This is a genomic window from Microbacterium sp. STRO-1N (assembly GCF_057748015.1).
In genome coordinates this window covers 799,262-822,232 of the sequence record NZ_CM173234.1, presented here as the reverse complement: position 1 = coordinate 822,232, position 22,971 = coordinate 799,262, and the positions used below count along the sequence as shown (strand labels likewise).

Genomic DNA, 22,971 nt, shown 5'->3' with positions numbered 1-22,971 from the left:
TGTCAGTCCAGGTCGCCCTCGACGGTGGTCTGCACGGTCGACAGCACCGTCGACCAGTCGCCGGTCTCGATCGCGTTTCCGAGCGCGTCGTTCAGCGCGGTGAAGGCGACCTGCGTGTTGGGCCCCCACTGCACGGACTGCAGGCCGGACGCCGATTCGGCAGCGGTAGGCCAGTACGTGTCGTCCTCGGGGATGAGGTCGGGTGCCGGGCGGTCGATCTCCTGACCGTGCAGGGCTGCGGTGAACTTGTTGATGCCGACGAGGCCTTCGGCGCCCTCATCGGAGACGTTCAGCCAGGTGAGGAACTCCACAGACTCGTCATAGTGCTCACTGTCCGCGAGGATGATGTCCGCCGATCCTCCGCGCGCGAAGGTCTTCAGCTCGCCGGCTTCCCACTGCGGGATCTGGGCCGCGGCCCAGAGGCCGACCGTGTCGGGGTACTGGTTCAGCAGCGGCCCTGGAGCCCAGGCTCCGGCGATCTGGCCGAGCACCTTCCCGGATGCCGTCGCCTCGATGAACTCGGGGCTGCCCGAGGGATACGTGCTGATGAGGTCGTCGTCGATCAGACCCTGCCAGTACTCGAGCACCTCGGCGCTGGCGTCGTCGTCGATGTCGACCTTCCACTCGCCGTCGGCGAACTCCCACCACTGGGCGCCGTTCTGCAGGGCGAGGCCCATGAACAGATCGGCGTCGAGCGCGCTGAAGTTGGCGAGGTAGTGGTCTCCGGGCAGCGACCGCACCTGCTCGGCGAGAGCGCGGAAGTCGTCCCACGTCTCGGCAGGCTCGATACCCAGCTGGCCGAACAGATCGGTGCGGTACACGAACAGCGCTGGCCCCAGGTCCTGCGGGATTCCGAAGATCGTGTCGTCGAAGGTGACGGTGTCCAGCGTCGTCTCGGAGAACGCCGCCTCCATCTCGTCGCGCACGGACTCGACGTCTGCCACGACGCCGGCCGACACGTACGTGGGCAGCTGGGTGAACTCCGCCTGCGCCATGTCCGGGCCTTCTCCCGCCCGCACGGCCGACAGGACCTTCACGGGGAAGTCAGCGCCGCCGGCCGGTGCGGAGATGTTCACCTGGATGTCGGGGTTCTGCTCGTTCCATTCGGCGACGCGCTTGTCGACGTTCGAGCCCCACGCCCAGAATTCGAGCTCGACGGGACCGTCGTTCGTGCTTCCCGAGTCCTCCGAGGCCCCCGAGTCCCCTGATGCGCAGCCGGCAAGAGCCAGCCCCGCGACGACGAATCCTGCAACGGCGGTGAGTGTCCTGCGATGTGCCATGTGATCCTCCTTGATACGTGGTTGGTGCGAGGTTGCGGTGCGTCAGAAGAGTTCGGCGAAGCCGAGCTCCGTGAGGTTTCGGTGCGAGATCTCGAGCGCCTCCCAGACGGTGCGTCCGTACAGCTCGTCCTGCTCGACGAGCAGGTACTCCGCCCCGGAGCGGATGCTCGCGTCGATGATCCCCGGCCAGTCGAGGTTGCCCTCGCCGACCTCGGCGAACTGCACGAGGCCGTTCCAGGCCGTCGCCCAGGTCGCGTGGTCGCCGCGCTCGAAGGCGTCGATGACGTCGGCGTCCGGCATCCCGATCCGGTAGTCCTTCAGGTGCACCATGCGCACCCGGCCGGCGTACTGCCCGATCACCCTGGCGGGGTCGAGACCACCCCTGGCGATCCAGTGCGCGTCGAGTTCGATTCCGACGTGCGGGGAGTTCTCGGCGATGAGTTCCAGGAGGTAGCGCCCGTCGACCTTCGCGAACTCGACGTGGTGGTTGTGGTAGTACAGCGCGATGCCCTCGTCCGCCAGTCGCGTGGCCGCGGCATCCGCCCGGCGGCAGAAGTCGAGCACGGCATCCGTCGAACGCAGCGCGGGGATCGGCAGCATCCCGATGCGAACCATGTCCGCTCCGAGCGTCCGGCAGTCCGCGACGATCTTGTCGAACTGCTCCTCGAGCGAGTCGTTGATCCCGCCGGCGGTGAGTGCAGCCGACAGGGCGCAGTACTCGACACCGAGCTCGTCGCTGGCCCGGCGCAATTCGGCGACGGTCTCCGCCGTCAACGGGATCTGGGACAGCTCCGCGACGCGGTAGCCGATCTCCGTCGTCCGTCGAAACGTTTCAAATGCGCCGAGCTCCGCGACGGCGCTCTTCAGCATCATCGCCTGGACGCCGATGCGTGCCATGAGGGATTCCTTTCGGGTGGGGTCGGTCACCAGTCGTGGACGGTGCCGTCGGCCAGTCGGTTGTAGGGCAGATAGGCCTGCTCGTAGGGGTACTTGCCCGCTTCGTCCAGGTCGAGTTCGACGCCGAGACCGGGCTTGTCCCCCGGGTGCAGCAACCCGCCCTGCCAGGTGAAGGACTGCTGGAACACCTGGTCGGTACGAGCGCCGTGGCGCATGTACTCCTGGATGCCGAAGTTATGGATGCTGAGCCCCAGATGCATCGCGGCGGCCATGCCGACCGGCGAGATGTCCGTCGGACCGTGCATGCCGGACTTGATCTGGTACTGCGCCGCGTACTCCAGCGTCTTCTTGAGCGCCGTGATGCCACCCATGTGCGTGACCGCACCGCGGACGTAGTCGATCAACTGCTCGCGGATGAGGTCCTTGAAGTCCCACACCGTGTTGAAGATCTCCCCGATCGCGAGCGGCGTCGTGGTGTGCTGGCGCACCAGGCGCAGCGCCTCCTGGTTCTCGGCCGGCGTGCAGTCCTCGAGCCAGAACAGGTCATACGGCTCCAGGTCCTTGCCCAGGCGCGCGGCCTGGATCGGCGTCATCCGGTGGTGCCCGTCGTGCAGCAGCGGGATCTCGGGGCCGAACTCGTTGCGCACCGCCTCGAAGACTCCCGGGAGATGCCGCAGGTAGGCCCGCGTGTCCCAGTCCTCCTCGACCGGCTTCGCACCGCGCCTGGCGGGTTCGTGGTCGTACCGCGCCTCGCCGCCGCCGGTGTCGGCGGCCTGCGAGGCGATGCCGTAGATCGCCTTGAGCCCCGGTACGCCGGTCTGGATGCGGATGGCCCGGTATCCCTGCTCCAGGTGGGACCGCACCGAGTCGAACAGCTCGGGCAGCTCCTTGCCGGAGGCATGCCCGTAGGCCAGCAGCCCGGTGCGGGATGCGCCGCCCAGCAGCTGGTAGAGCGGCATGCCCGCGGCCTTGGCCTTGATGTCCCACAGCGCCATGTCGACCGCGGCGATCGCCGCCATCGTCACCGGACCGCGGCGCCAGTACGCCGAGCGGTAGAGGAACTGCCAGGTGTCCTCGATGCGGTGCGCATCGCGACCGACGAGCAGCGGGACGACGTGCTCGGTCAGGTACGCGACCACCGCGAGCTCGCGGCCGTTCAGGGTCGCATCGCCCAGGCCGGTGAGCCCGTCATCGGTCGTGAGCTTCAACGTCACGAAGTTCCGGTCGGGGCTCGTGACGATCACCTCTGCCCTGTCGATGATCATGCGTGCACTCCTTTCAGCTCGGCGATCGCGCCGATCAGTTCATGGCGGACGTCATCGTCCAGGTCGAAGCGGCCGGCGACAGCATCCGCGTCCCTGCCTTCCAGCGCCGCCCAGGCGGCCAGCGCGCGGATCTCACCGCGTCCGGCATCCAGCCCACGGGCGAGCCGCGCCTGGATCACCGGCACCACACGGAGAGCCAGTTTGATCTCGGCATCCGTCGCGATCTGGCGCAGCGCATGCCGGATCCGCGCATTCTCGAAGCGGGTCGCGATCACGGCGCGGCGCTCGGCGAGGTTCGTCGCGTCGAACGGCAGCACCGCGTCCGCGTCGTCCCACAGGTCGGCGAGCGCCGTTCTGCAGACCTCATCGGTCATCGCTTCCGCGACAGTCGCATGGCCGCGCAGCTGCCCGAGGCTCGCGAGCAGCGTGTGTCCGGCGTTCAGGAGCCAGAGCTTGCGCCGTTCATACGGCTCGATGTCGTCGACGAACTCGGCACCGGCCTGCTCCCACGCCGGTCGCCCCGCCGGGAAGCCGCCGCACAGGATCCAGGACGCCGCCGGCTCCGTGACGAGCGCGCACGGGTCATCGGTGATCGTGATCGGCAGGGCGTCGGCGACCGCGGGCGTGATCCGGTCGACGACGGACGACACGAACGAGACGTTGTCGGCGATCCATGCCGCGAGCTCTGCGTCTGCGGCCTGCGACACGAGCGACCCGAGCAGCGCGCCGTTGCCGTCCAGGTTGTCGCAGCTGACGATCGCGATCGGCCCCGCCTCGGCATCCCTCCGCGCGCGCAGACCATCGACGATGCGCTCGATCGCCGTGCTGCCTGCCCGGTAGCCGGCCTCCGTGATCGTGACGGTGAGCACGGCGACGGTCGTCATCGCCGCACGCCAGGCCTCGGCATCCGCACCGTCGTGGGCGGCGACGATCGAAGAGATGTGCTCGACCGAGTCGGACTCCGGCCCACGGACGACCAGATCGTACGCGCAGCCCTGCGCCGCCAGCGCCATCGCGGCGTCGGGGCGCCTGCCGGTGAAGGCGGCGATCCCCCACTGCTCCGCACCCGACCTGTTCACGAGTTCCGTGTACCAGGCCTGGTGCGCGCGATGGAACGCCCCGAGGCCCAGGTGGGCGATCCGGACGGGCGCGCGGACGACTGCGGTCATACCGCGGGGACCTCGATGCTCGGCACTTCGAGGACCAGGTCGTCGTACTCGCCGGCGATGACGTCGTCGATGCGCACCTTCCGACCGAGCACGGCCGAGACGTAGACGGCCCGCACTGCGGCGAGCGCGAGCAGCGCCTGCTCCACCGTCAGCAGCGGTTCGCGTCCCTCGTCGATCGCGTCGAGCAGGTCGAAGTACTGGCGGACGTGCCCGAAGCTGAACTGGGTCGCATCGACACCGGCAGGCGGCTCGACCGAGTACCGGTCGGCCTGGTTCCCCCCACCGCCGTACGCGCCGGCCGCGGCATCCGCGTCCTTGCGAAGGTGGATGTACTGCAGGGCATCGCCGTCGATGACGGCCGACCCGTCCGAGCCGAGCACCTGCAGTCGTACGGACAGCCCCGGGTACCCCGCGGTCGTCGCGTGCAGCACCGCGAGCGCGCCGCTGTCGAAGGTCAGGGTGGCGACGGCAGTGTCCTCGACCTCGACGCCCTCGTGCGCGAGCAGAGCGATCTCGGCGGAGACGGTCACCGGGCGGCCGAGGAACCACAGCAGCAGGTCGACGGTGTGCACGCCCTGATTCATGAGCGCACCGCCGCCGTCGAGCGCCCACGTTCCGCGCCAGTCGCCGGAGTCGTAGTAGTCCTGCGAGCGCCACCACGGCACCGTCGCGACGCCGGAGGTCACCCGACCGAACCCGCCGTCGGCGATCGCGGCGTGAACGATCTGACTGGACGGGTCGAAGCGGTGCTGGCTGATGACGCTGCACACCTGACCGCGCGCTGCGGCGGCTGCGGCGGCGTCCGCCAGGCGGCGTGCACGGACGAGATCGACATCGAGCGGCTTCTCGATCAGGACGTGAGCGCCGGCTTCCAGTGCGACGACGGCCTGCTCGACGTGGAGGCCGGACGGGGTCGCGACGACGACGAGCTGCGGCGCATCGGAGGCGACCAGTTCCTGCACTGTGGCGTAGACGCCGGGGCGGGCGCCCGTGCTCTCCTCCACGACGTCGGCGAGCTCCTCGGCTCGTTCGGTGGACACGTCGACGAGCGCCGTCAGAGTGAGGCGGTCGGCGAGTTGCAGGACGGCTTCGACGTGCGTGCGTCCGATGACGCCGCAGCCGATGATGGCGGTGGACAGGTTGCTCATGCGAGGGTCACTCCAGCGTTGTCGGTGAGGGTGCGGAAGGCGCGGGCGGCGCGACCGAACTCGTGCGCGCCGCTGAAGCCTCCCAGGGCGTTCTGGTCGGCGAGATGCGGTTCGAGAGAGGCGAAGCCCGCGAACCCGCGGTCTCGGAGCCCGGCGATGGTCTCGGCCAGCTCGCCGTCGCCTTCGCCGGCCGGCACGACTTCGCCGGTCTCGCGGCGGGCGTCCTTGACCTGCAGATACTCGACGTACTCGGCGAGCGGGGCGAAGCCGTCGGTGACGGGGCGTACGCCGCACTGCACGTAGTTCGCGTTGTCCCACGCCAGTCGCAGGGCGGGTGAGTCGACGGTGCGGACGATGTCGAGCACGCGCTCGGGGACGTCGCCGTAGATGTGCTTCTCGTTCTCGTGCACGAGGACGACCCCGGCGGACGCCGCGCGCTCGGCGAAGCGACCGAGTCGATCCATCACCTCGTCGCGCATCTGCTCGACAGGCACGCCCTCGGTCTGCCAGAACGAGAACATCCGGATGTAGCGCGCCTCGAGCACGTCGGCCGCGCGAAGGGCGTTGTCCAGGCGCGTGAGTTCGAACTCGATCGGATCGCTCAGATTGCTCTTGCCGATCGGCGAGCCGATGGCGGAGACGCCCATTCCCTCGGCGCGGATGGCTGCCCAGAGCTCGCCGAGCCGCTCCTTGTCGAGATCGACGATGTTGATGCCCCACGCGGAGCGCACCTCGATGTGGCGAGCCCCGAGCGCGAGAAGAACAGCGCACTGGATCCGCGGGTCTGGGTGGATCTCGTCTCCGAATCCGGAGAGCGTCCAGGTGGGCTGGGCGGTCGTCGGTGACATCACATTCCTTCGTTGGTCCATGTCGGCGTTCACCACGGTAGCGATGCGGCAACATTTTGACAAGCGTTTGCCGCCTCTTTGCCACAAGCCTTCTGAATAGATATGCTCGCCGCATGACCGACACCGACGAGGCCGCCATCGACGGCGGGGATCCGCCCGGTCGCGCCGCGACGATCACCGACGTCGCACGCCTCGCCGGCGTCGCCGCCTCCACTGTTTCGCGCGCGCTCAGCAATCCGACGCGGGTGAACGCGGTCACCCGGCAACGGATCGAGCGGGCCGCGGCCGAGCTCGCATACGTGCCGAGTTCGCAGGCGCGATCGCTGGCATCCGGACGAACCGGAACCGTCGCTCTGCTGGTGCCCGACATCGCCAACCCGTTCTACTTCGATCTGATCCGCGGCTCGCAGCGCCAACTGCGCGCCGCCGGCTACACCCAGCTGCTCGTCGACACCGAGGAGTCCCAGGAGGTCGAGGCCGACACGCTCGAGATCATGCGCAAGTCCGCAGACGGGGTGATCCTCGCGGCATCCCGTCTCGACGAATCCCAGCTCGTCGTCGCCGCCGCCCGCCAGCCGCTCGTCACCGTCAACCGCGACCTCCCCGACGTGCCCAGCGTGCTCATCGACACCCCGACCGGCGTCCGCCAGGCCCTGACGCACCTGCACTCGCTCGGTCATAGGCGGATCGCGTACGTGGCCGGCCCCGCCGGCTCCTGGTCGAGCGCCCGACGCTGGGAGGCGCTGCAGGATGCCGCGGCAGAGCTCGAGGTCGACCTGACGTTCCTCGGTCCTTGGGCTCCGCACGCGGCCGCCGGCGCGACTGCCGCCGACAGCGTCGCGTCCCGTGACGTGACCGCGTGCATCGTGTTCAACGATCTGCTCGCGATCGGGATGCTGAAGCGTCTGGCGCAGCGCGGCATCCGCGTCCCCGACGACCTGTCGATCGTCGGCACCGACGACATCTTCGGATCGGACTTCTGCCATCCGCCGCTGACGACCGTCTCGGCCCCCATCGAGGAGGCCGGCCGGGTCGCCGTGACGATGCTGCTGAGCCGCCTGTCGCAGAACGGCACTCCGCGCTTGCGGACAGTCCTGCCCACCTACCTGCGGACGCGCGAGAGCAGCGGTCCTGCACCTGAGCCCGCCGACGAAATGGATGCCCCGTGAGACTGGACCCCTCCCCCGATCGGCTCCTGCCGGCGGACCCGTCGACGAGGGCGATCGCCCGCACGCTGTACGAGATCGTGCGCGCGGCGCCGATCCTGTCGCCGCACGGGCATGTCGAGGCGTCACTGCTGCGCGACAACCTGGCGTTCACCGACCCGGCGGACCTCCTCATCGTCCCCGACCACTATGTGCTGCGGCTCCTGCATGCGCACGGCATCGGACTCGACGACCTCGGACGGGGCGCCGCCCCCGTCGACCCGCGGGAGATCTGGCGCCGCTTCGCGGCGCACTGGCACGTGTTCGCCGGCACGCCGGTGCGGGCCTGGTTCGAGGACACGCTGCATTCCGTGATCGGGCTGGACGAGCATCCGTCGGCCGCGAATGCGGACGCTCAATTCGATCAGATCTCGGCATGGATCGGGGATGCCGGATCCCGCCCCCGCGCACTGTTCGACCGGTTCGGGATCGAGGTGCTTGCCACGACCGATGACCCCGCCGACACGCTCGACGCCCACGCCGCGTTGCGCGATGACCCCGCGTTCATCGGACGGGTGCTGCCGACGTTCCGCCCCGATCGGTACTTCGACCCTTCGTCGGCGGGCTGGCGCGGTGCACTGCAGCAGCTCCATGCCACCAGCGGCATGGACACCGGCACGGCATCGGGTCTGATCGCGGCGCTCGAGGACCGACGTGCGCACTTCCGCTCGCTGGGGGCGACGGCGACCGACACGGGAGTCGTGGATGCCTGGGCCACCCGTCTTCCCGCGGCGGAGCTGGAGCGCATCCATGGCGCAGGTCTCGCCGGTGCGGCGACCGCCGAGGATGCGACGGCGTATCGCCGCCACATGCTGTGGGAGATGGCACGGATGTCGAGCGAGGATGGTCTGGTGATGCAGCTGCACCCCGGCGTGCTCCGCGGCCATCACCGGCCGACGGCCGAGCGCTACGGCGCGGACACCGGCCACGATCTGCCGTTGTTCACGCGCTATACCGAGCCGCTGCGCGAGCTATTGGGCGACTTCGGCACGAACGACACGTTCCGGATGGTGCTGTTCACGGTCGATGAGACCTCGTTCACCCGCGAGATCGCGCCGCTCGCGGGGTTCTACCCTTCGGTCTTCGCCGGGGCGCCCTGGTGGTTCCTGGACAGCCCAGACGGCATCCGTCGGTTCCGCGAGGGCGTCACCGACTCGGCCGGCTTCTACAAGACCAGCGGGTTCATCGACGACACGCGCGCCTACCTGTCGATCCCGGCTCGGCACGACGTCTCGCGCCGCATGGATGCCGGGTGGCTGGCGACCCTCGTCGTCACCGGCCGACTCGCTGAGGAAGAGGCTCACACGATCGCGCGCGACCTCGTCGACGGCATCCCCCGGAACGTCTTCCGGCTCTGACCGTCGGCACGTCTGGCCGCCCTCGTCGATGTCCGGGTTCATGCGGGTCGTCAGCACAGCGACCCTCCGCAAGTCGGACATGTGGTCCGAGGATGTCTTGGTTGATGCGGGTCCGCCGCGGCCGCCCCCGCGCGAACCCGGACATGCCTGAACTGTCAGCGCGCGTGGCGGGCGATCTTCGCGAACATGTCCTCCAGGAGGAACCGCACGTCGATGCTCTCGACGACGAAGACCTCGCGCGTCAGATCGGCCAGCTTGTAGTGCCCGTCGGCGGTGAACCGCACACGCCGATGACGACGCATCGCGGCGCAACCGGGTTCGAGCATGAGCGCGATCGCCGGAGAATCGCCGAGTGAGCGCGACTCGATGGCCGTGCGGTGGTGCACGCTGTTGAAGTCGACGACCTGCTGCGCGAGGTAGCGCCCGAGCTCGCCGTGCGGCTCGACCCGCGCCTCGAGCTCCGCGTAGGAGACGTTGACCTGGCGGTAGATGTTCGACGGCACCTGCCAGACGCTGATGGCGGAGTCGAGCACGACGTTCGCCGAGGCGATGTCGTTGCGGAGGTTGAACTCCGGCCACGACCCGGTCGAGACGATGCCGCCGTACGGCGGCCCGCCGATCCAGATCACCGTGGTGTCCGTCTCGGCGATGTCGGGGGCGAGCAGCAGCGCCGAGGCCATGTCCGTCAGCGGTCCGAGGAACGCGATGTACAGCGGCCCGGCATCGGTGCGCCGCGCCTCCTCGATGATGAGCCGCGCGCCGGGGCTGTCGACGGGCGTGCGCTCATCCGGCAGGGCGTGCGGCGCGCCGTCGGCGGTCGGCACCTCACGGCCGAGGTCGAGCAGGCGCAGCAGCAGGTCGAGCTCCTCACGCGACTCCGCGAGCGATTCGGTCGTGCGATGCGTCCCGAAATGCGCAGGGATGATGCCGCGGATGTCGAGTGTCGGCGACAGCAGCGCGTGCACGAGCGCGAACTGGTCGTCCGCCTCGTTCTTCACGTCGGAGTCGATGATGACGCGGCGGGTTCGGCGATCGTCGTTGATCAATTCGTCTCTCTCGGTTCAACCGGCTCGTTCGGCGAGCAGGCGTGCGGTCGCGGTGGCCATGTGGACCGCCATGGCGGATGCCGCGGCATCCCCGTCTCCGGCCTTCACGCCGGCAAGAACGGCCTCGTGCTCGGCCGTCGCGCGCTCGGCGTGCGCGCGGTCGTGCACCGCGCGGTCGGCATACACCTGCAGCAGCGAGCGGATCACATGCAGATGGTCGGTGAGCGTCGCGTTCCCCGCTGCCTCGGCGAGCGCGTGGTGGAAGTCCAGGTCGGCTTTCGCGAACGCCGAGAGGTCATCGATCGTGGCGTGCATCCGCGCGACGTCCTTCTCGAGGCGGGCGAGGATCGCGGCATCCGCCCTGGCGGCCGCCAGACGGGCGACGAAGATCTCCAGTCCTTCGCGGAGCTCGAGCAGCTGCGCCGTGTTGCGCTCACCGATCAGCAGGCCCCAGCGGAGGGTCTGCGGCAGCAGCTCGCTGGCCGCGCCGCGCAGGTATGTGCCGGAGCCCGGCCGCACGTCGACGATGCCGAGGATCTCGAGAGCGGCGAGCGCCTCGCGCACGGCAGAGCGCCCGACCCCGAGCGTCGTCGCGAGCTGCCGCTCCGGGGGCAGGCGCGTCCCCGACGCGATCGATCCGCCGGTGAACAGATCGAGCAGACGGCGGGCGACCTCGGATACCGGCGTCCCGGACGGAAGAGCGCCGAGTGCTGCGGCGATGTCGTCGACGGGGTCTCCGGGAAAGGCGGGCATGGCAGTAACCTACCGGGCAGGCGCGCGATTCGGCATCATTTGGTCAACCGGTTATGTGCGCAACGGAGGAGAACATCGATGACGACCCCACTCGTGGATGCCGGCATCCTCGCCCCGGATGCCGCACTCGAACGCGTGCACACCGGGTCGATCTGGGCCGAGGGCCCCTTGTGGATCCCCGACCGGTCTCGGCTGCGCTGGAGCGACATCCCGAACGACTGCATCCGCGAGTACGACCCCGCGACAGGCGAGACGACGGTGTACGCGCACGGCGTCGAGTTCACGAACGGCCGGGCGCTCGACCGTGACGGCAGCGTCGTGCAGTGCTCGCACGGGCGCCGCCGTGTCGAGCGCGACAGGGACGGCGCGGTCGAGAGCATCGTCGACGCGTGGAGCGGCGTGCGCCTGAACTCCCCCAACGATGTCGTCGTCGACGCGGTCGGCGCGATCTGGTTCACGGATCCCGCGTACGGCATCACGCAACCGCGCGAGGGGCACCCCGGCGTCCGCGAGTACGGCGACCACTTCGTGTTCCGTCACGATCCGGCGACCGGGCGCACGAGCGCAGTCATCACCGACGTCGAGCAGCCGAACGGACTCGCGTTCTCCCGCGACGGCACGACGCTGTTCGTCGCGGACTCCTCCGATCTCCGCGACATCCGCGCGTACGACGTGCAGGACGGCACGCGCTGCAAGAACGGGCGCCTGTTCGCCGTGCTGGATGCCGAAGACGGCCACCCCGACGGCATCCGTGTGGATGAGCACGACAGGCTGTGGTCGTCCAGCGGAACCGGCGTGATCGTGTTCGCCCCGGACGGTGCCCAGCTCGGACGGATCCCCGTGCCGGAGACCGTCGCGAACCTCTGCTTCGGCGGCGAGGACGGGACCGATCTCTACATCACCGCGACGACGAGCCTGTACCGGATCGCCACGCGCACCCGCGGCTGAGCGCCCTCCGGCCGGTCGAATTCCGAAGACGGCTTGCAATTGGTCAACCGGTTTGCCAAAATGGCTCGAGCAGCACACGCGCATCACCGTCGATTCCAGGAGTCATCGTGGACAACACCCAGACCGAGAGTTCGGTCGCGAAATCTGCCATCCGGAAGGTCTCCGTGCGGCTCGTGCCGTTCGTGGCATTGATGTTCTTCATCAACTACCTCGACCGCACCGCCATCGGATTCGCCGCACCCAACGGCATGAACGAAGACCTCGCGCTCAGCGCCGCCCAGTTCGGCTTCGCCTCCGGCGTCTTCTTCATCGGCTACATCATCCTCGAGGTGCCCTCGAACATCGCCCTGCACAAGTTCGGCGCCCGACGCTGGCTCGCCCGCATCATGGTGAGCTGGGGCATCGTCGCGCTGCTGTTCACGTGGGTGCAGAACTTCGAGCAGCTCGTCGTGCTGCGCTTCCTGCTCGGTGTCGCCGAGGCCGGATTCTTCCCCGGCGCGATCCTGTTCCTCAGCCTCTGGGTGCCCGCGCAGTACCGCGGTCGCATCCTCATGCTCTTCTACCTGGCACAGCCGCTGACCACCGTGATCGGCGCCCCGCTGGCCGGTGCCCTCATCCAGCAGCACGGGATCTTCTTCGGCCTCGAGGGCTGGCGCTTCATGTTCATGGGCGTCGCCATCCCCGCCATCGTGGTCGGCATCATCGCCTGGTTCTACCTCAAGGACAAGCCGGCCGACGCGAAGTGGCTCACCTCCGCCGAGCAGGTCTGGCTGACGGATGCTCTCGAGTCCGAGCGCAAGAAGACCGAGGCCACCGAGAAGCACGTCTCCGCCCGCTTCGCCTTCGGCAGCGGCCGGGTCTGGATGCTGTCGTTCATCTACTTCGGCTTCATCTACGGCCTCTACGCGCTGGCGTTCTTCCTGCCGACCATCATCGAGGGCTTCCAGGAGCAGTCCGGCGTAACCTACGACGTGTTCCAGAAGGGTCTGATCACGGCGGTCCCGTACCTGCCGGCCGCGATCGTGATGTACTTCTGGTCGCGTGACGCCGGCAAGCGCGGGCTGAAGACGTGGCACATCGCCGCCCCCGCGATCGCCGGAGCCGTCTCGATCCCGCTCGCGCTGTTCGCCGGCTCCCCCGTCGCAACGATGGCCGTCATCACGATCACGGCGTGCGCGATCTTCGCCGCCCTGCCGAACTTCTGGACGCTGCCGACGCAGTTCCTCACGGGTGTGGCCGCCGCGGCCGGGGTCGCGCTCATCAACACGATCGGAAACCTCGCCGGCTTCAGCGCCCCGTACATCACGGGCGCCGTGCACGACTGGACGGGCGGATACGAGGTCCCGATGTTCATCGTCGGCGGATTCATGCTCGTCTCGGCGATCCTCATGATCGTGCTCGCCCGCAGCGGCCGCATCCGCACCGGCAGTGCAGCGGATGCCGCGTCCACCGCGCAGGAGACCACCCGATGACCCGTCTCTGGAACGATCCGTCGGACTTCGCCGACGAGATGATCGACGGCTTCGTCGCCGCGAACGCCCGCTCCGTGCGGCGCGTGACCGGCGGCGTGGTCCGCTCGACCGTCGTCCCGGACGGGCAAGTCGCCGTCGTGATCGGCGGCGGCTCCGGCCACTACCCCGCCTTCGGCGGCATGGTCGGCCAGGGACTCGCGCACGGCGCGGCGATGGGCAACCTGTTCGCCTCGCCGTCGGCGCAGCAGATCCACGCGGTCGCGAAGACCGCCGACCGGGGTGCCGGCGTGTTCTTCTCCTACGGCAACTACGCCGGAGACGTGCTGAACTTCGATTCGGCGCAGGAGCGCCTGCGCGCGGAGGGCATCGAGGCGTCGACGGTCGCAGTGACCGACGACATCTCGAGCGCGTCCGTCGCCGAGAAGCACAAGCGCCGCGGCATCGCCGGCGACCTGACCGTCTTCCGCTCCGCCGCGGCGGCCGCAGAGCGCGGCGACGACCTCGCCGCCGTGACCGCGATCGCCGCGAAGGCCAACGAGCGCACCCGGTCGTTCGGCGTCGCATTCACCGGCTGCACGCTGCCCGGCGCACCGGAACCCCTGTTCACGGTGCCGGCCGGACGCATGGCGGTGGGTCTCGGCATCCACGGCGAGCAGGGGATCGACGAGACCGGCATCCCGACGGCGGACGAACTGGCCGCGCTGCTGGTCGAACGGCTTCTCGCCGAGGTCCCCGACGGCATCGAGGTCGCGGGCGCTCGGGTCGTCCCGATCCTCAACGGTCTCGGCTCGCTCAAGTACGAGGAGATGTTCGTCGTCTACCGGCGTATCGCACAGCTGCTCGCCGATGCCGGGATCGAGATCGTCGACCCGCACGTCGGCGAGTACTGCACGTCGTTCGACATGGCGGGCACGTCGCTCACGCTGTTCTGGCTGGACGACGAGCTCGAGCAGCTCTGGGACACGCCGGTCGACGCCCCGGCGTACCGCCGCGGATCCGTCGTCGCCGCAGCCCGGTCCGACGAGGTCGACGTCGCGCCGATCGAGGACGTCATCGTTCCCGGGGACGCCGAGTCGCAGGAGGTCGCGCAGGTCGTGCGCGCCGCCCTGCAGACGATCGTCGACACGATCGACGAGCACGCCGATGAACTGGGTCGGATCGACGCGATCGCCGGCGACGGCGACCACGGCATCGGCATGCGGCGAGGGTCGCATGCCGCTCTCGCCGCCGGCATCCACGCGGTCGAGGCCGGTGCAGGCGCCAGGACGACGCTCGCCCGTGCCGCCGACGCCTGGTCCGACAAGGCCGGCGGAACCTCCGGCGTGCTGTGGGGTGTGATCCTCAACGCGGTCGCCGCTCGCCTGGGCGACGCCGGACGACCGGACGCGCAGGCCGTGGCATCCGGCATCGCCGACGGCGCGCGGGGCGTGCAGAACCACGGCAAGGCCGAGGTCGGCGACAAGACCATGGTCGACGCCCTCGTGCCGTTCTCGAGCGAACTGACCACGACCGTCGACGGCGGCGGCTCTCTGACGAACGCGTGGACGACCGCGGCGGACGCCGCGACGCGCGCCGCCGTGGCCACGGCTGATCTGCTCCCCCGCATGGGGCGAGCGCGCAGCCACGGCGAGCACGCCATCGGCACCCCGGACCCCGGCGCGGTCTCGCTCGCGCTGATCGCCACCGCCATCGGCGAAACGCTCGCCGCAGGAAAGGACACCGCATCATGACCGAACCGCTCCGTATCGTCATCGGCTGCGACGACGCCGGCTTCGACTACAAGGAGATCCTGAAGAAGGACCTCGAGAGCAACCCCGGCGTCGCGTCGGTCGTCGACGTGGGCGTGGATGCCGATGGGCACACCGCGTACCCGCGCGTCGCGATCGAGGCCGCCGAGCGCGTCGCCCGAGGCGAGGCCGACCGCGCCCTGCTGATCTGCGGCACCGGCCTCGGCGTCGCGATCGCGGCGAACAAGGTCGCCGGCATCCGTGCTGTCACGGCGCACGACTCCTTCTCGGTCGAGCGCGGCGTGCTGTCGAACAACGCACAGGTGCTCTGCATGGGCCAGCGCGTCGTCGGGATCGAGCTCGCGCGCCGCAACGTGCGCGAGTGGCTCACCTACCGCTTCGATGAGACCAGCGCGTCCGCCGAGAAGGTCGCCGTCATCGACGAGTACGAGACCACCGGAAGCTGCTGATGTCGAAGAAGGTCGTCGGGGTGAGCCTGAAGATGTACTTCGGGCAGGAAAGCGCGCGCACCTGGTTCGACCAGGTGGCCGAGCGCGTCCGCGGACACGAGGGCGTCGCGTCGGGCGCCGTCGAGTTCTTCATCACCCCGACGTTCCTGCAGATCGGTCCTGCCGTCGACGCGTTCGCCGGCACTCCGGCGCGCATCGGCGGGCAGGACGTGGCAGCCGAAGCATCCGGAGCCTTCACGGGCGAGGTATCGGCATCCGAGCTGGCCGAGGTCGGCGCGAGCATCGCCGAGATCGGCCATGCCGAGCGTCGGCGACTGTTCGGCGAGACCGACCAGGTCGTCGCCGCCAAGACGCGGCAGGCTCTGGATGCCGGGCTCACTCCGCTGCTCTGCATCGGCGAGTCCGAGCAGCAGGACCCGCAGGATGCCTCGGTGGTCGCAGCCCGGCAGCTCGCGGCGTCCCTCGCCGGCGCACCGGCGGGCGCCGTGATCGTCGCGTACGAACCGGTCTGGGCGATCGGCGCACCGGAGCCCGCCGGTCACGATCACATCCGCGTCGTCGCCGCAGCTCTCCGGGCCGCGCTCGACGCGGATCTGGCCCGCGCCGGGTCCACGGTGATCTACGGCGGCGCGGCGGGCCCCGGCCTCCTGACCGCACTCGGCGATGCGGTCGACGGTGTGTTCCTCGGACGCTTCGCGCATGATCCCGATGCGCTGATGAGCGTGCTCGACGAGGCGGTGAGCGCGCGATGATCGGCCTCGGCACCTACGCCTACTTCTGGCAGCACTCCGACCGCGTCGAGCAGCCGCTCAGCCTCATCGGCGCGCTCGAGGACACCCGCGCGCAGGACGTCGACCTGTTCCAGATCTGCGACTACGCCCCGCTGGAGCACATGTCCGACGCCGAGCTGCAGGGCGCCGCCCGCGCGGCCCACGAGCTCGGCATCCGGATCGAACTGGGCACCAAGGGGATCGTCCCCGAGCATCTGACGCGCTTCCTCCGGATCGCGGACGTCTTCGATGCGCAGCTGGTCCGCAGCATGATCTACGGACCAGACTCCCGGCCGAGTCTCGCCGAGGCCCAGGTGTGGTTGCGCAGCAGCATCCGCGACTTCGAAGCCGCAGGGGTGACGCTCGCGCTGGAGACGTACGAGCAGGTGCCGACCGCCGACCTCGTGGGTGTCATCGAGCGCGTCGGCAGCGCGCATCTGGGCATCTGCCTCGACCCGGCGAACGTCGTCGCGCAACTGGAGAACCCGAAGGCGTGCGTCGAGCAGACCGCAGCGCTCGTGAAGAACGTGCACGTCAAGGACTTCGCTTTCGCGCGGCAGCCCGGCTGGGTCGGGTTCACGTACTCCGGTGCCGCGATGGGCGCAGGGCTGCACGATTACGCCCATCTGCTCGAGACCGTGCGGCCGCGCGAGCGAGGCATCAACGAGATCGTCGAGCACTGGCTGCCGTGGCAGGACGACCCGGAGACCACCATCCGAACCGAGCGGGAATGGACCCGCACCACCCTGGAACACCTGAGGAGCACATCATGACCGACACCTACAAGATCGCCGTCATCGGAGCGGGCGGGAAGATGGGCATGCGCGTGTCCAACAACCTCGTGAAGACCGATCACACCGTCTGGTACGTCGAGAACTCGCCGGCCGGACAGCAGCGCACGATCGAGGCCGGGCGCGAGCTGACCGAGGCGTCCGTCGCGGTCGCCGACGCCGACATCGTCGTCCTCGCCGTCCCGGACCTGGCGCTCGGCCCCGTCACGGCCGACCTGGTCCCGCAGCTTCGGCCTGGCGCGATCGTGCTGACGCTCGACCCCGCTGCCGCCTACGCGGGTCTGCTGACCACGCGCGAGGACGTCATCCAGGCCGTCGCGCACCCGTGCCACCCGTCCATCTTCCTGCAGCGCGAGACCCCGGAGCAGTGGGCGGACACGTTCGGCGGCATCGCCGCCCCGCAGGACGCCATCGCTGCGGTCGAGAGCGACGACCCGGCGAAGAAGGCGATCGTCGAGGAGACCGTCCGCGCCATCTACGCGCCGGTGATCGACGTGCACTGGGTCACGATCAAGCAGCTCGCCCAGCTCGAGCCGACCCTCGTCGAGACGGTCGCCTGCATGATCGGCGACCTTCTCAATGAGGCTCTTCAGGAGACCGTGAACACGATGGGCGTCCCGGAGGCTGCCGCCCGCAGCATCCTGTACGGGCACACGCAGGTGGCTCTGGCCAACGGCCTGCGCGGCGACAACCCGTTCTCCGACGCCTGCCTGATCGCGATGGACTACGGCCGCGAGAGCATCATCAAGGATGACTGGAAGAAGATCTTCCGCGATGACGAGCTCGACAAGAACCTCGCCCGCATGCTGCACCTCGACCACATCGAGCGCTGACATGGGACAGCTCGAGGGCAAGACGGCCCTGGTCACAGGCGCGGCGCTGGGGATCGGCCTGGCCGTCGCCACGCGTTTCGTCCGTGAGGGCGCGCGCGTGATCCTCGCGGATCGCAACGGCGACGGTGCGACCGCGGCCGCGTCGGCGCTGGGGTCGAACGCGCGCGCCGTGACGATGGACATCTCGGATGAGGATGCCGTCGCGGCCGGCTTCGCGGCGGTCGAGGCCGACGGCTGGGCTCCGGACGTCGTCGTCGCGAATGCCGGTGTGCAGCTCTTCGGACAGGATGCTCCGGCCGCCGACCTGGACCTCGATGTGTGGCGCAAGACGGTCGACATCAATCTGACCGGGACGTTCCTGACCGTCAAGCACGCGGTCCGCTCGATGCTGCCGCGCGGCGGCGGGTCGATCATCCTGACGGGCAGCCCGACCGGTGTGAACGGAGAGGGCAAGGACTTCACCGCGTACAGCGCGACGAAAGCCGGCATCCACGGTCTCGGGCGCACGGTCGCGGCGGCGTACGCCGACCGCGGCATCCGGGTGAACACCGTCCAGCCCGCCTACACCGAGACACCCCTGGTCGCGGCGATCAGCGAGGACCCGGAGTCGCGGGCCGCGATCGTCAGCCGCATCCCGATCGGACGCGCAGGCACGCCGGACGACGTCGCCGGCATCATGGTGTACCTCGCCAGCGACGACGGCGCCTTCGCGACGGGCGCGGTATTCCAGGTCGACGGCGGCATGACGTCGCTGTGATCTGAGGCACCTGCACTCCCGTACGATGGCGTGAAAACGTATGCCGCCGAGGGGGTGCAGGTGTCGAAGACGACCCGGCGGGTCCACCCGAACATCAACGCCGTCGCGCGCGAGGCGGGCGTCTCGGTCGGGACGGTCTCGAACGCGCTGAACAATCCGGAGCGCCTGGCCGAGGACACTCTGCAGCGCGTGCAGGCCGCGATCGAGCGGATCGGCTACATCCGCAGCTCGGCCGGCCGCACGCTGATCCGCAACCGTTCGGACAGCCTGGGGCTGATCACGCCCGACCTCGTCAACGAGCTGTTCGTGCGGATCGCGCGTGGGGCGCAGGCGACGGCATCCGCGCAGGGACAGCGCCTCGTGATGGCCAACAGCCTGTTCAACGCACACGACCTCGCCGCCGGCTATGCCCAGCATGACCTGCAGGACTCGTATCTCGAGTACTTCGCCGAAGCGCGGACCGACGGCGTGCTGGTCGCGTCCATGCGCGACCCCACGGCGGGGATCGCGCGCATCCGCAGTCACGTGCGCCCGATCGTCGTGATCAACTACGACGTTCCGGATGCCGACTGGTGCACCGTCCTCATGGACAACGAGCAGGTCGGCCGCTCCGCCGTCGAGCATGTCGCGGACCTCGGCATCCGTCGTGCGTACTTCGTCTCGATCCCTGATCTCGTCCAGCCCGTCATCGAGCGTCGGCGCGGAGCCCACGCGGGGGCGGCTGCGTGCGGCGTCGAGCTGATCGACGTCACCTCGAGCGGCCTGGATTCGGCGGCCGGCGCAGCCGCGGCAGCCTCCCTCCCGCTGCACGCAGGCCAGGAGCGGGCGGCCATCCTCGGCCTGTCGGACGATCTCGCCGCGGGTGTGCTGAATCACCTGCGCGGACGCGCGGAACTGAGAGTTCCCGACGATGTCGCGGTGCTGGGCCTCGACGGCGACCACCACGACAACGGGCTCGACTGGATCACCCTGACGTCGATCGAGCTGCCGGGGCAGGCGATGGGTGCCGAAGCGATCCGGCTCCTGAACGCCGAGGCCGAGCCCGACCACGTGCACGAACGGGTCGTGCTGCCCGTGCCGCTCACGCCGCGGCAGAGCACGCTCGGCGGCTGACGCGGATCAGCGCGCTTCGCGCAGCCCCACGCGCACGAGGTGCTCGTTGACGAATCGGCCGGTCGGGTCGAGGCGCTCGAACACGGCACGGGCGTCGGCGAGACGCGGGACGACCCGCTCGATCTGAGCGCGTTCCATCAGGTGCCGCTTGCCCCAGTGCGGACGCGCGTGGAACGGCGCGAGCGCCGGCTCGATAAGCGTCAGCGCCTCGGTGACCTCGTCCGGGTGGTTCTCCCAGGTGAAGTGGATGATGAAGGCGTCGCGCTGGTACGCACCGCTGAGCCACAGGTCGTCGGACGCCGCGGTGCGCAGCTCCGTCCAGATCAGGTGCTCGGTATAGGGTCCGACGACCTCGCGGACGGCGTGCAGCGCGGCTGCGGCATCGGCACGGTCGATGAAGTACTCGGTCTGGATCTCGTCGCCGCGGGATGGCTCGGCATCCGCCCGGAAGTGCGGCAGACGCTCGTACCAGGGACCTGCCGCGCCGATCACCGTGACGTTGTCGCCGAGCCCGAGAGGCTCGAGCGTCGCGGACAGCCGACCACCGAGCAGTTCCTCGGGGGCGGTCGCCGCGGCATCCATCGCCCGGCGCTTGACCCACACCCAGCCGAGGTCCTCGCCCCAGCGGGTGAAGACGGAGACGCTGTCGCCGGCGGAGGTGACGGCGTCGATGTCGCCGAGGAGCGTTTCCCAGGTGACACCGGCGTAGAGGTCCTGGCGCACCAGGTAGGTCGGCTGGATGTCGAGGGTGAGCTCGGTCAGGATGCCAAAGGCACCGACGCCGACGACGAGGGCGTCGAAGTCCGTATCGCCGCGGTTGACCTCGTGCGCCTCGCCCGCGGCATCCAGGAATCGGATCCCCGCGACGGCGCTGGAGAGCACGCCGTTGCCGTCGCCGGAGCCGTGGGTTCCGGTCGACGTGGCGCCGCCGACGCTGATGTGCGGCAGCGAGCCGGTGTTGTGCAGCGCCCAGCCGGCCTCGTGCAGTTGGGCGGCGAGCACGCCGTAGCGGGTTCCGGCGGTCACGCGCACCGTGCGGGCGGCTTCGTCGATCGTGATCGGGCGGTCGAACCCGGCCATCTCGATGAGAGTGCCGGTCGTGTCGGGAAGATCCGTGAAGGAGTGTCGCGTGCCGAGGGCGTGCACAGGGCCGTCACCGGCCAGCGCGGCGCGCAGTTCGTCCTCATCGGCGACCACGATGTGCCGCGGCGCCCGGTAGTCGTACGTCCCCGCCCAATTGCCTGCCATGCCGGCCCTTCCTCGGTGTTTCTCGTGTGACGCGTCTTTCCTCGCCTGAGACTATCGGGCAATTGGTCAACCGGTTATGGTTGTGACGTGGTTTCGACGACGAGGTCCTGGTGGCGGACGAATGCTGTGACGTGGAGTGCGCGCGGCTGGAGCATCGAGGTGCGCGGTGACGAGCTCGCCGAGATCCGATACGGCGGACGGATGCTGCTGCGAGCGGTGCGCGCCGCGGTGCGCGATCGCGGTTGGCTGACAGTTCCGGCGCAGGTGCTTTCGCTGGATTCCGGTGCGTCTTCTCTGACGTTGCGCCTGCGGCACGAGGGCCTGGGCGCGCGTCTGGAATCGACGCTGTCGGTGACGACGCAGCCGGACTCGCTGCGCATCGAGTGGGACGCCGTGAACTCGGACGCCTTCGACACCAACAGGACAGGGCTCGTCGTGCTGCACCCCGCGACGGATGCGGGGCGACCGGCGGTGGTCGTGCATCCGGACAGGTCGTCCGAGCAGGTCCGCTTCCCGCAGGCGATCAGCCCCCATCAGCCGATCGTCGGAATCCGCACGCTGCGCGTCGACGATGAATTCGAGCTGGAGTTCGCCGGCGACGTGTTCGAGATGGAAGACCAGCGGAACTGGACGGATGCGTCGTTCAAGACGTACAGCCGTCCGTTGGAGCTGCCGTATCCATACCCTCTGGATGCCGGAGAGCGCGTGCTGCAGTCCATCACGATCCGGGCGCTCGACGGGAGCGGTGCACCGTCGATCGCCGACGACGCCATTTCGCTGGTCGTCGGCGGGGACGTGCCGTCGGTGGGCGTCGAGGCCTCGACCGCCCCCGATCCCGTGCCTGTATCGGATGCCGGGAGCTTCCGCGTCGTCGAGCTGAACCTTGCGACGCCCAATTGGCGTGCCGCCCTGGCACGTGCTGCAGCAGACGGCGTAGCGCTGGACGTGCGCCTGGTGGCACCCAGGGCCGGACACGACGCCGCCGGCGACGGGCATCGGCCGACGGGCGGCAGCGACGGATCGCCCACGGACGAACGGATCCTGTCGGAGGCGGTCCGAGCGGTGGCCCCGTACGTCGAGACCCCCGGCGTACGGCGGGTGACCGCCTTCGACGCCGTCGCGCATGTGAGCGACGCGCACGTCGTCGGAGCGCTGCGCGCGGCGATGGCGGCATCCGGGCTGTCCGTGCCCGTTCTGGCGGGCGCGCGTTCGCACTTCACCGAGCTGAACCGGGAGCAGGGGCGCATCGCGCGGGACGTGGACGGGATCGTCGTGAACATGACTCCCTTGTTCCACACGCTCGACACCGAGCAACTCGTGGAGGCGCTCGCGATGCAGCGGCTGATCGCCGAGCAGGCCGTGACGATCGCGGACGGCCTGCCGGTGCACATCGGTCCGGTGTCGTTGCGGCCGCGGTTCAACAACGTGGCGACGACGCCCGAGCCTGCGCCGACGCGGACGGATCTTTCCGAGGGGTACGGCGCCGAGTTCACAGGTGCGGTCGACGCACGTCAAGTCGCGCCGGAACTCGGCGCCTGGGTGATCGCCAGCGCCGCCGCGTTCGCTGTTCCCGGCGTCGCGTCGGTGTCGTGGTTCGAGACGTGGGGTCCGCGGGGCCTTGTCTCGGCGGACGGCCGGAGGGCCGCCGCGGATGCCGTCGACGCGCTCGTGTCCCTGGCCGGCGGAACCCTGCTCTCGGGCATGACCGCGGACGGGCTGGTCTGGGCGATCGGCTCGGAGTCGGATGCCGATGCCACCGTGCTCGTCGCGAACGTGGACCGTGTGCAGCGGCGTGTTCTGATCGAGGGCGTCGGCGAAGTCGGTGTCGGTGCCGGCGAATGGGTGCGGGTCGGGTGACGCCGTAGGCTCAGCG

The 22,971-nt window shown here is 69.6% G+C and carries 21 protein-coding genes; 12 read left to right on the top strand and 9 right to left on the bottom strand.

Going from position 1 to position 22,971, the window contains the following annotated elements; all coding sequences use genetic code 11:
* Positions 1-2: 2 nt before the first annotated feature.
* The 6 genes from AC3ANJ_RS03800 to AC3ANJ_RS03775 are packed head-to-tail and all read right to left on the bottom strand — an operon-like array spanning position 3 to position 6,607.
* Complete coding sequence (locus AC3ANJ_RS03800; protein ID WP_488318302.1) at positions 3-1,280, bottom strand: ABC transporter substrate-binding protein; 1,278 nt, start codon at positions 1,278-1,280, stop codon at positions 3-5.
* A gap of 42 nt (positions 1,281-1,322) precedes the next feature.
* Positions 1,323-2,177 (bottom strand): sugar phosphate isomerase/epimerase family protein, encoded by an 855-nt coding sequence (locus tag AC3ANJ_RS03795; protein ID WP_488318301.1) that lies wholly within the window; start codon positions 2,175-2,177, stop codon positions 1,323-1,325.
* 26 nt (positions 2,178-2,203) lie between these two features.
* A complete protein-coding gene (gene manD, locus AC3ANJ_RS03790) occupies positions 2,204-3,442 on the bottom strand; it encodes a D-mannonate dehydratase ManD (RefSeq protein WP_488318300.1) in 1,239 nt (412 codons plus the stop codon).
* Positions 3,439-4,611 (bottom strand): mannitol dehydrogenase family protein, encoded by a 1,173-nt coding sequence (locus AC3ANJ_RS03785; protein ID WP_488318299.1) that lies wholly within the window; start codon positions 4,609-4,611, stop codon positions 3,439-3,441. The genes manD and AC3ANJ_RS03785 overlap by 4 nt, the downstream gene beginning before the upstream one ends.
* Positions 4,608-5,759, bottom strand: coding sequence for a Gfo/Idh/MocA family protein (locus AC3ANJ_RS03780; RefSeq protein WP_376178686.1), 1,152 nt, complete (start codon positions 5,757-5,759; stop codon positions 4,608-4,610). Before AC3ANJ_RS03780 ends, AC3ANJ_RS03785 begins: the two co-directional genes overlap by 4 nt.
* Positions 5,756-6,607, bottom strand: coding sequence for a sugar phosphate isomerase/epimerase family protein (locus AC3ANJ_RS03775; protein ID WP_488318298.1), 852 nt, complete (start codon positions 6,605-6,607; stop codon positions 5,756-5,758). The genes AC3ANJ_RS03780 and AC3ANJ_RS03775 overlap by 4 nt, the downstream gene beginning before the upstream one ends.
* 113 nt (positions 6,608-6,720) lie before the next feature.
* On the opposite strand from AC3ANJ_RS03775, the gene AC3ANJ_RS03770 reads away from it, so the two are divergent.
* Positions 6,721-7,776, top strand: coding sequence for a LacI family DNA-binding transcriptional regulator (locus AC3ANJ_RS03770; RefSeq protein ID WP_488318297.1), 1,056 nt, complete (start codon positions 6,721-6,723; stop codon positions 7,774-7,776).
* Positions 7,773-9,170: a glucuronate isomerase gene (gene uxaC / locus AC3ANJ_RS03765; RefSeq protein ID WP_488318296.1), complete on the top strand. Its 1,398-nt coding sequence runs from the start codon at positions 7,773-7,775 to the stop codon at positions 9,168-9,170. The genes AC3ANJ_RS03770 and uxaC overlap by 4 nt, the downstream gene beginning before the upstream one ends.
* A 155-nt stretch (positions 9,171-9,325) precedes the next feature.
* On the opposite strand, the gene AC3ANJ_RS03760 is transcribed toward uxaC, so the two are convergent.
* Together AC3ANJ_RS03760 and AC3ANJ_RS03755 are read right to left on the bottom strand one after the other, a co-directional pair.
* Positions 9,326-10,216, bottom strand: a complete 891-nt coding sequence (locus AC3ANJ_RS03760; protein ID WP_488318295.1) for a nucleoside hydrolase — start codon at positions 10,214-10,216, stop codon at positions 9,326-9,328.
* A 15-nt stretch (positions 10,217-10,231) separates the two neighbouring features.
* A complete protein-coding gene (locus tag AC3ANJ_RS03755) occupies positions 10,232-10,969 on the bottom strand; it encodes a FadR/GntR family transcriptional regulator (RefSeq protein WP_488318294.1) in 738 nt (245 codons plus the stop codon).
* 78 nt (positions 10,970-11,047) lie between these two features.
* Between AC3ANJ_RS03755 and AC3ANJ_RS03750 the strand changes: the two genes are divergently transcribed.
* The 9 genes from AC3ANJ_RS03750 to AC3ANJ_RS03710 all read left to right on the top strand — a co-directional run bounded on the left by AC3ANJ_RS03750 (position 11,048) and on the right by AC3ANJ_RS03710 (position 19,850).
* Positions 11,048-11,917 carry an SMP-30/gluconolactonase/LRE family protein gene (locus tag AC3ANJ_RS03750; protein ID WP_488318293.1) on the top strand — a complete coding sequence of 290 codons (870 nt, stop codon included), beginning with the start codon at positions 11,048-11,050 and terminating at the stop codon, positions 11,915-11,917.
* A 107-nt stretch (positions 11,918-12,024) separates the two neighbouring features.
* Positions 12,025-13,389: an MFS transporter gene (locus AC3ANJ_RS03745; RefSeq protein WP_488318292.1), complete on the top strand. Its 1,365-nt coding sequence runs from the start codon at positions 12,025-12,027 to the stop codon at positions 13,387-13,389.
* The gene (locus AC3ANJ_RS03740; RefSeq protein WP_488318291.1) at positions 13,386-15,119 is read left to right on the top strand and encodes a dihydroxyacetone kinase family protein; all 1,734 of its coding nucleotides are present in this window, start codon (positions 13,386-13,388) and stop codon (positions 15,117-15,119) included. Before AC3ANJ_RS03745 ends, AC3ANJ_RS03740 begins: the two co-directional genes overlap by 4 nt.
* Positions 15,116-15,586 (top strand): ribose-5-phosphate isomerase, encoded by a 471-nt coding sequence (locus AC3ANJ_RS03735; RefSeq protein ID WP_406246784.1) that lies wholly within the window; start codon positions 15,116-15,118, stop codon positions 15,584-15,586. Before AC3ANJ_RS03740 ends, AC3ANJ_RS03735 begins: the two co-directional genes overlap by 4 nt.
* Entirely contained in the window at positions 15,586-16,338 is a 753-nt protein-coding gene (locus AC3ANJ_RS03730; protein WP_488318290.1) for a triose-phosphate isomerase family protein, read from the top strand. The genes AC3ANJ_RS03735 and AC3ANJ_RS03730 overlap by 1 nt, the downstream gene beginning before the upstream one ends.
* The gene (locus tag AC3ANJ_RS03725; protein ID WP_488318289.1) at positions 16,335-17,129 is read left to right on the top strand and encodes a sugar phosphate isomerase/epimerase family protein; all 795 of its coding nucleotides are present in this window, start codon (positions 16,335-16,337) and stop codon (positions 17,127-17,129) included. Before AC3ANJ_RS03730 ends, AC3ANJ_RS03725 begins: the two co-directional genes overlap by 4 nt.
* Entirely contained in the window at positions 17,126-17,980 is an 855-nt protein-coding gene (locus tag AC3ANJ_RS03720; RefSeq protein ID WP_488318288.1) for a phosphogluconate dehydrogenase C-terminal domain-containing protein, read from the top strand. Before AC3ANJ_RS03725 ends, AC3ANJ_RS03720 begins: the two co-directional genes overlap by 4 nt.
* Position 17,981: 1 nt before the next feature.
* On the top strand, positions 17,982-18,737 hold the full coding sequence (locus AC3ANJ_RS03715; protein WP_488318287.1) for an SDR family NAD(P)-dependent oxidoreductase: 756 nt from the start codon (positions 17,982-17,984) through the stop codon (positions 18,735-18,737).
* Between the two features lie 60 nt (positions 18,738-18,797).
* Positions 18,798-19,850: a LacI family DNA-binding transcriptional regulator gene (locus AC3ANJ_RS03710; protein WP_488318286.1), complete on the top strand. Its 1,053-nt coding sequence runs from the start codon at positions 18,798-18,800 to the stop codon at positions 19,848-19,850.
* A gap of 6 nt (positions 19,851-19,856) precedes the next feature.
* On the opposite strand, the gene AC3ANJ_RS03705 is transcribed toward AC3ANJ_RS03710, so the two are convergent.
* Positions 19,857-21,098, bottom strand: a complete 1,242-nt coding sequence (locus AC3ANJ_RS03705) for a D-arabinono-1,4-lactone oxidase (RefSeq protein ID WP_488318285.1) — start codon at positions 21,096-21,098, stop codon at positions 19,857-19,859.
* An 87-nt stretch (positions 21,099-21,185) separates the two neighbouring features.
* On the opposite strand from AC3ANJ_RS03705, the gene AC3ANJ_RS03700 reads away from it, so the two are divergent.
* On the top strand, positions 21,186-22,955 hold the full coding sequence (locus tag AC3ANJ_RS03700; RefSeq protein ID WP_488318284.1) for a D-apionate lactonase family protein: 1,770 nt from the start codon (positions 21,186-21,188) through the stop codon (positions 22,953-22,955).
* Positions 22,956-22,971: the final 16 nt, after the last annotated feature.

Coding starts and splice junctions, on each gene's coding strand:
- AC3ANJ_RS03800 (WP_488318302.1), bottom strand. CDS start 1,280: ATGGCACATCGCAGGACACTCACCGCCGTTGCAGGATTCGTCGTCGCG.
- AC3ANJ_RS03795 (WP_488318301.1), bottom strand. CDS start 2,177: ATGGCACGCATCGGCGTCCAGGCGATGATGCTGAAGAGCGCCGTCGCG.
- manD (WP_488318300.1), bottom strand. CDS start 3,442: ATGATCATCGACAGGGCAGAGGTGATCGTCACGAGCCCCGACCGGAAC.
- AC3ANJ_RS03785 (WP_488318299.1), bottom strand. CDS start 4,611: ATGACCGCAGTCGTCCGCGCGCCCGTCCGGATCGCCCACCTGGGCCTC.
- AC3ANJ_RS03780 (WP_376178686.1), bottom strand. CDS start 5,759: ATGAGCAACCTGTCCACCGCCATCATCGGCTGCGGCGTCATCGGACGC.
- AC3ANJ_RS03775 (WP_488318298.1), bottom strand. CDS start 6,607: ATGTCACCGACGACCGCCCAGCCCACCTGGACGCTCTCCGGATTCGGA.
- AC3ANJ_RS03770 (WP_488318297.1), top strand. CDS start 6,721: ATGACCGACACCGACGAGGCCGCCATCGACGGCGGGGATCCGCCCGGT.
- AC3ANJ_RS03755 (WP_488318294.1), bottom strand. CDS start 10,969: ATGCCCGCCTTTCCCGGAGACCCCGTCGACGACATCGCCGCAGCACTC.
- AC3ANJ_RS03750 (WP_488318293.1), top strand. CDS start 11,048: ATGACGACCCCACTCGTGGATGCCGGCATCCTCGCCCCGGATGCCGCA.
- AC3ANJ_RS03740 (WP_488318291.1), top strand. CDS start 13,386: ATGACCCGTCTCTGGAACGATCCGTCGGACTTCGCCGACGAGATGATC.
- AC3ANJ_RS03735 (WP_406246784.1), top strand. CDS start 15,116: ATGACCGAACCGCTCCGTATCGTCATCGGCTGCGACGACGCCGGCTTC.
- AC3ANJ_RS03730 (WP_488318290.1), top strand. CDS start 15,586: ATGTCGAAGAAGGTCGTCGGGGTGAGCCTGAAGATGTACTTCGGGCAG.
- AC3ANJ_RS03725 (WP_488318289.1), top strand. CDS start 16,335: ATGATCGGCCTCGGCACCTACGCCTACTTCTGGCAGCACTCCGACCGC.
- AC3ANJ_RS03720 (WP_488318288.1), top strand. CDS start 17,126: ATGACCGACACCTACAAGATCGCCGTCATCGGAGCGGGCGGGAAGATG.
- AC3ANJ_RS03715 (WP_488318287.1), top strand. CDS start 17,982: ATGGGACAGCTCGAGGGCAAGACGGCCCTGGTCACAGGCGCGGCGCTG.
- AC3ANJ_RS03705 (WP_488318285.1), bottom strand. CDS start 21,098: ATGGCAGGCAATTGGGCGGGGACGTACGACTACCGGGCGCCGCGGCAC.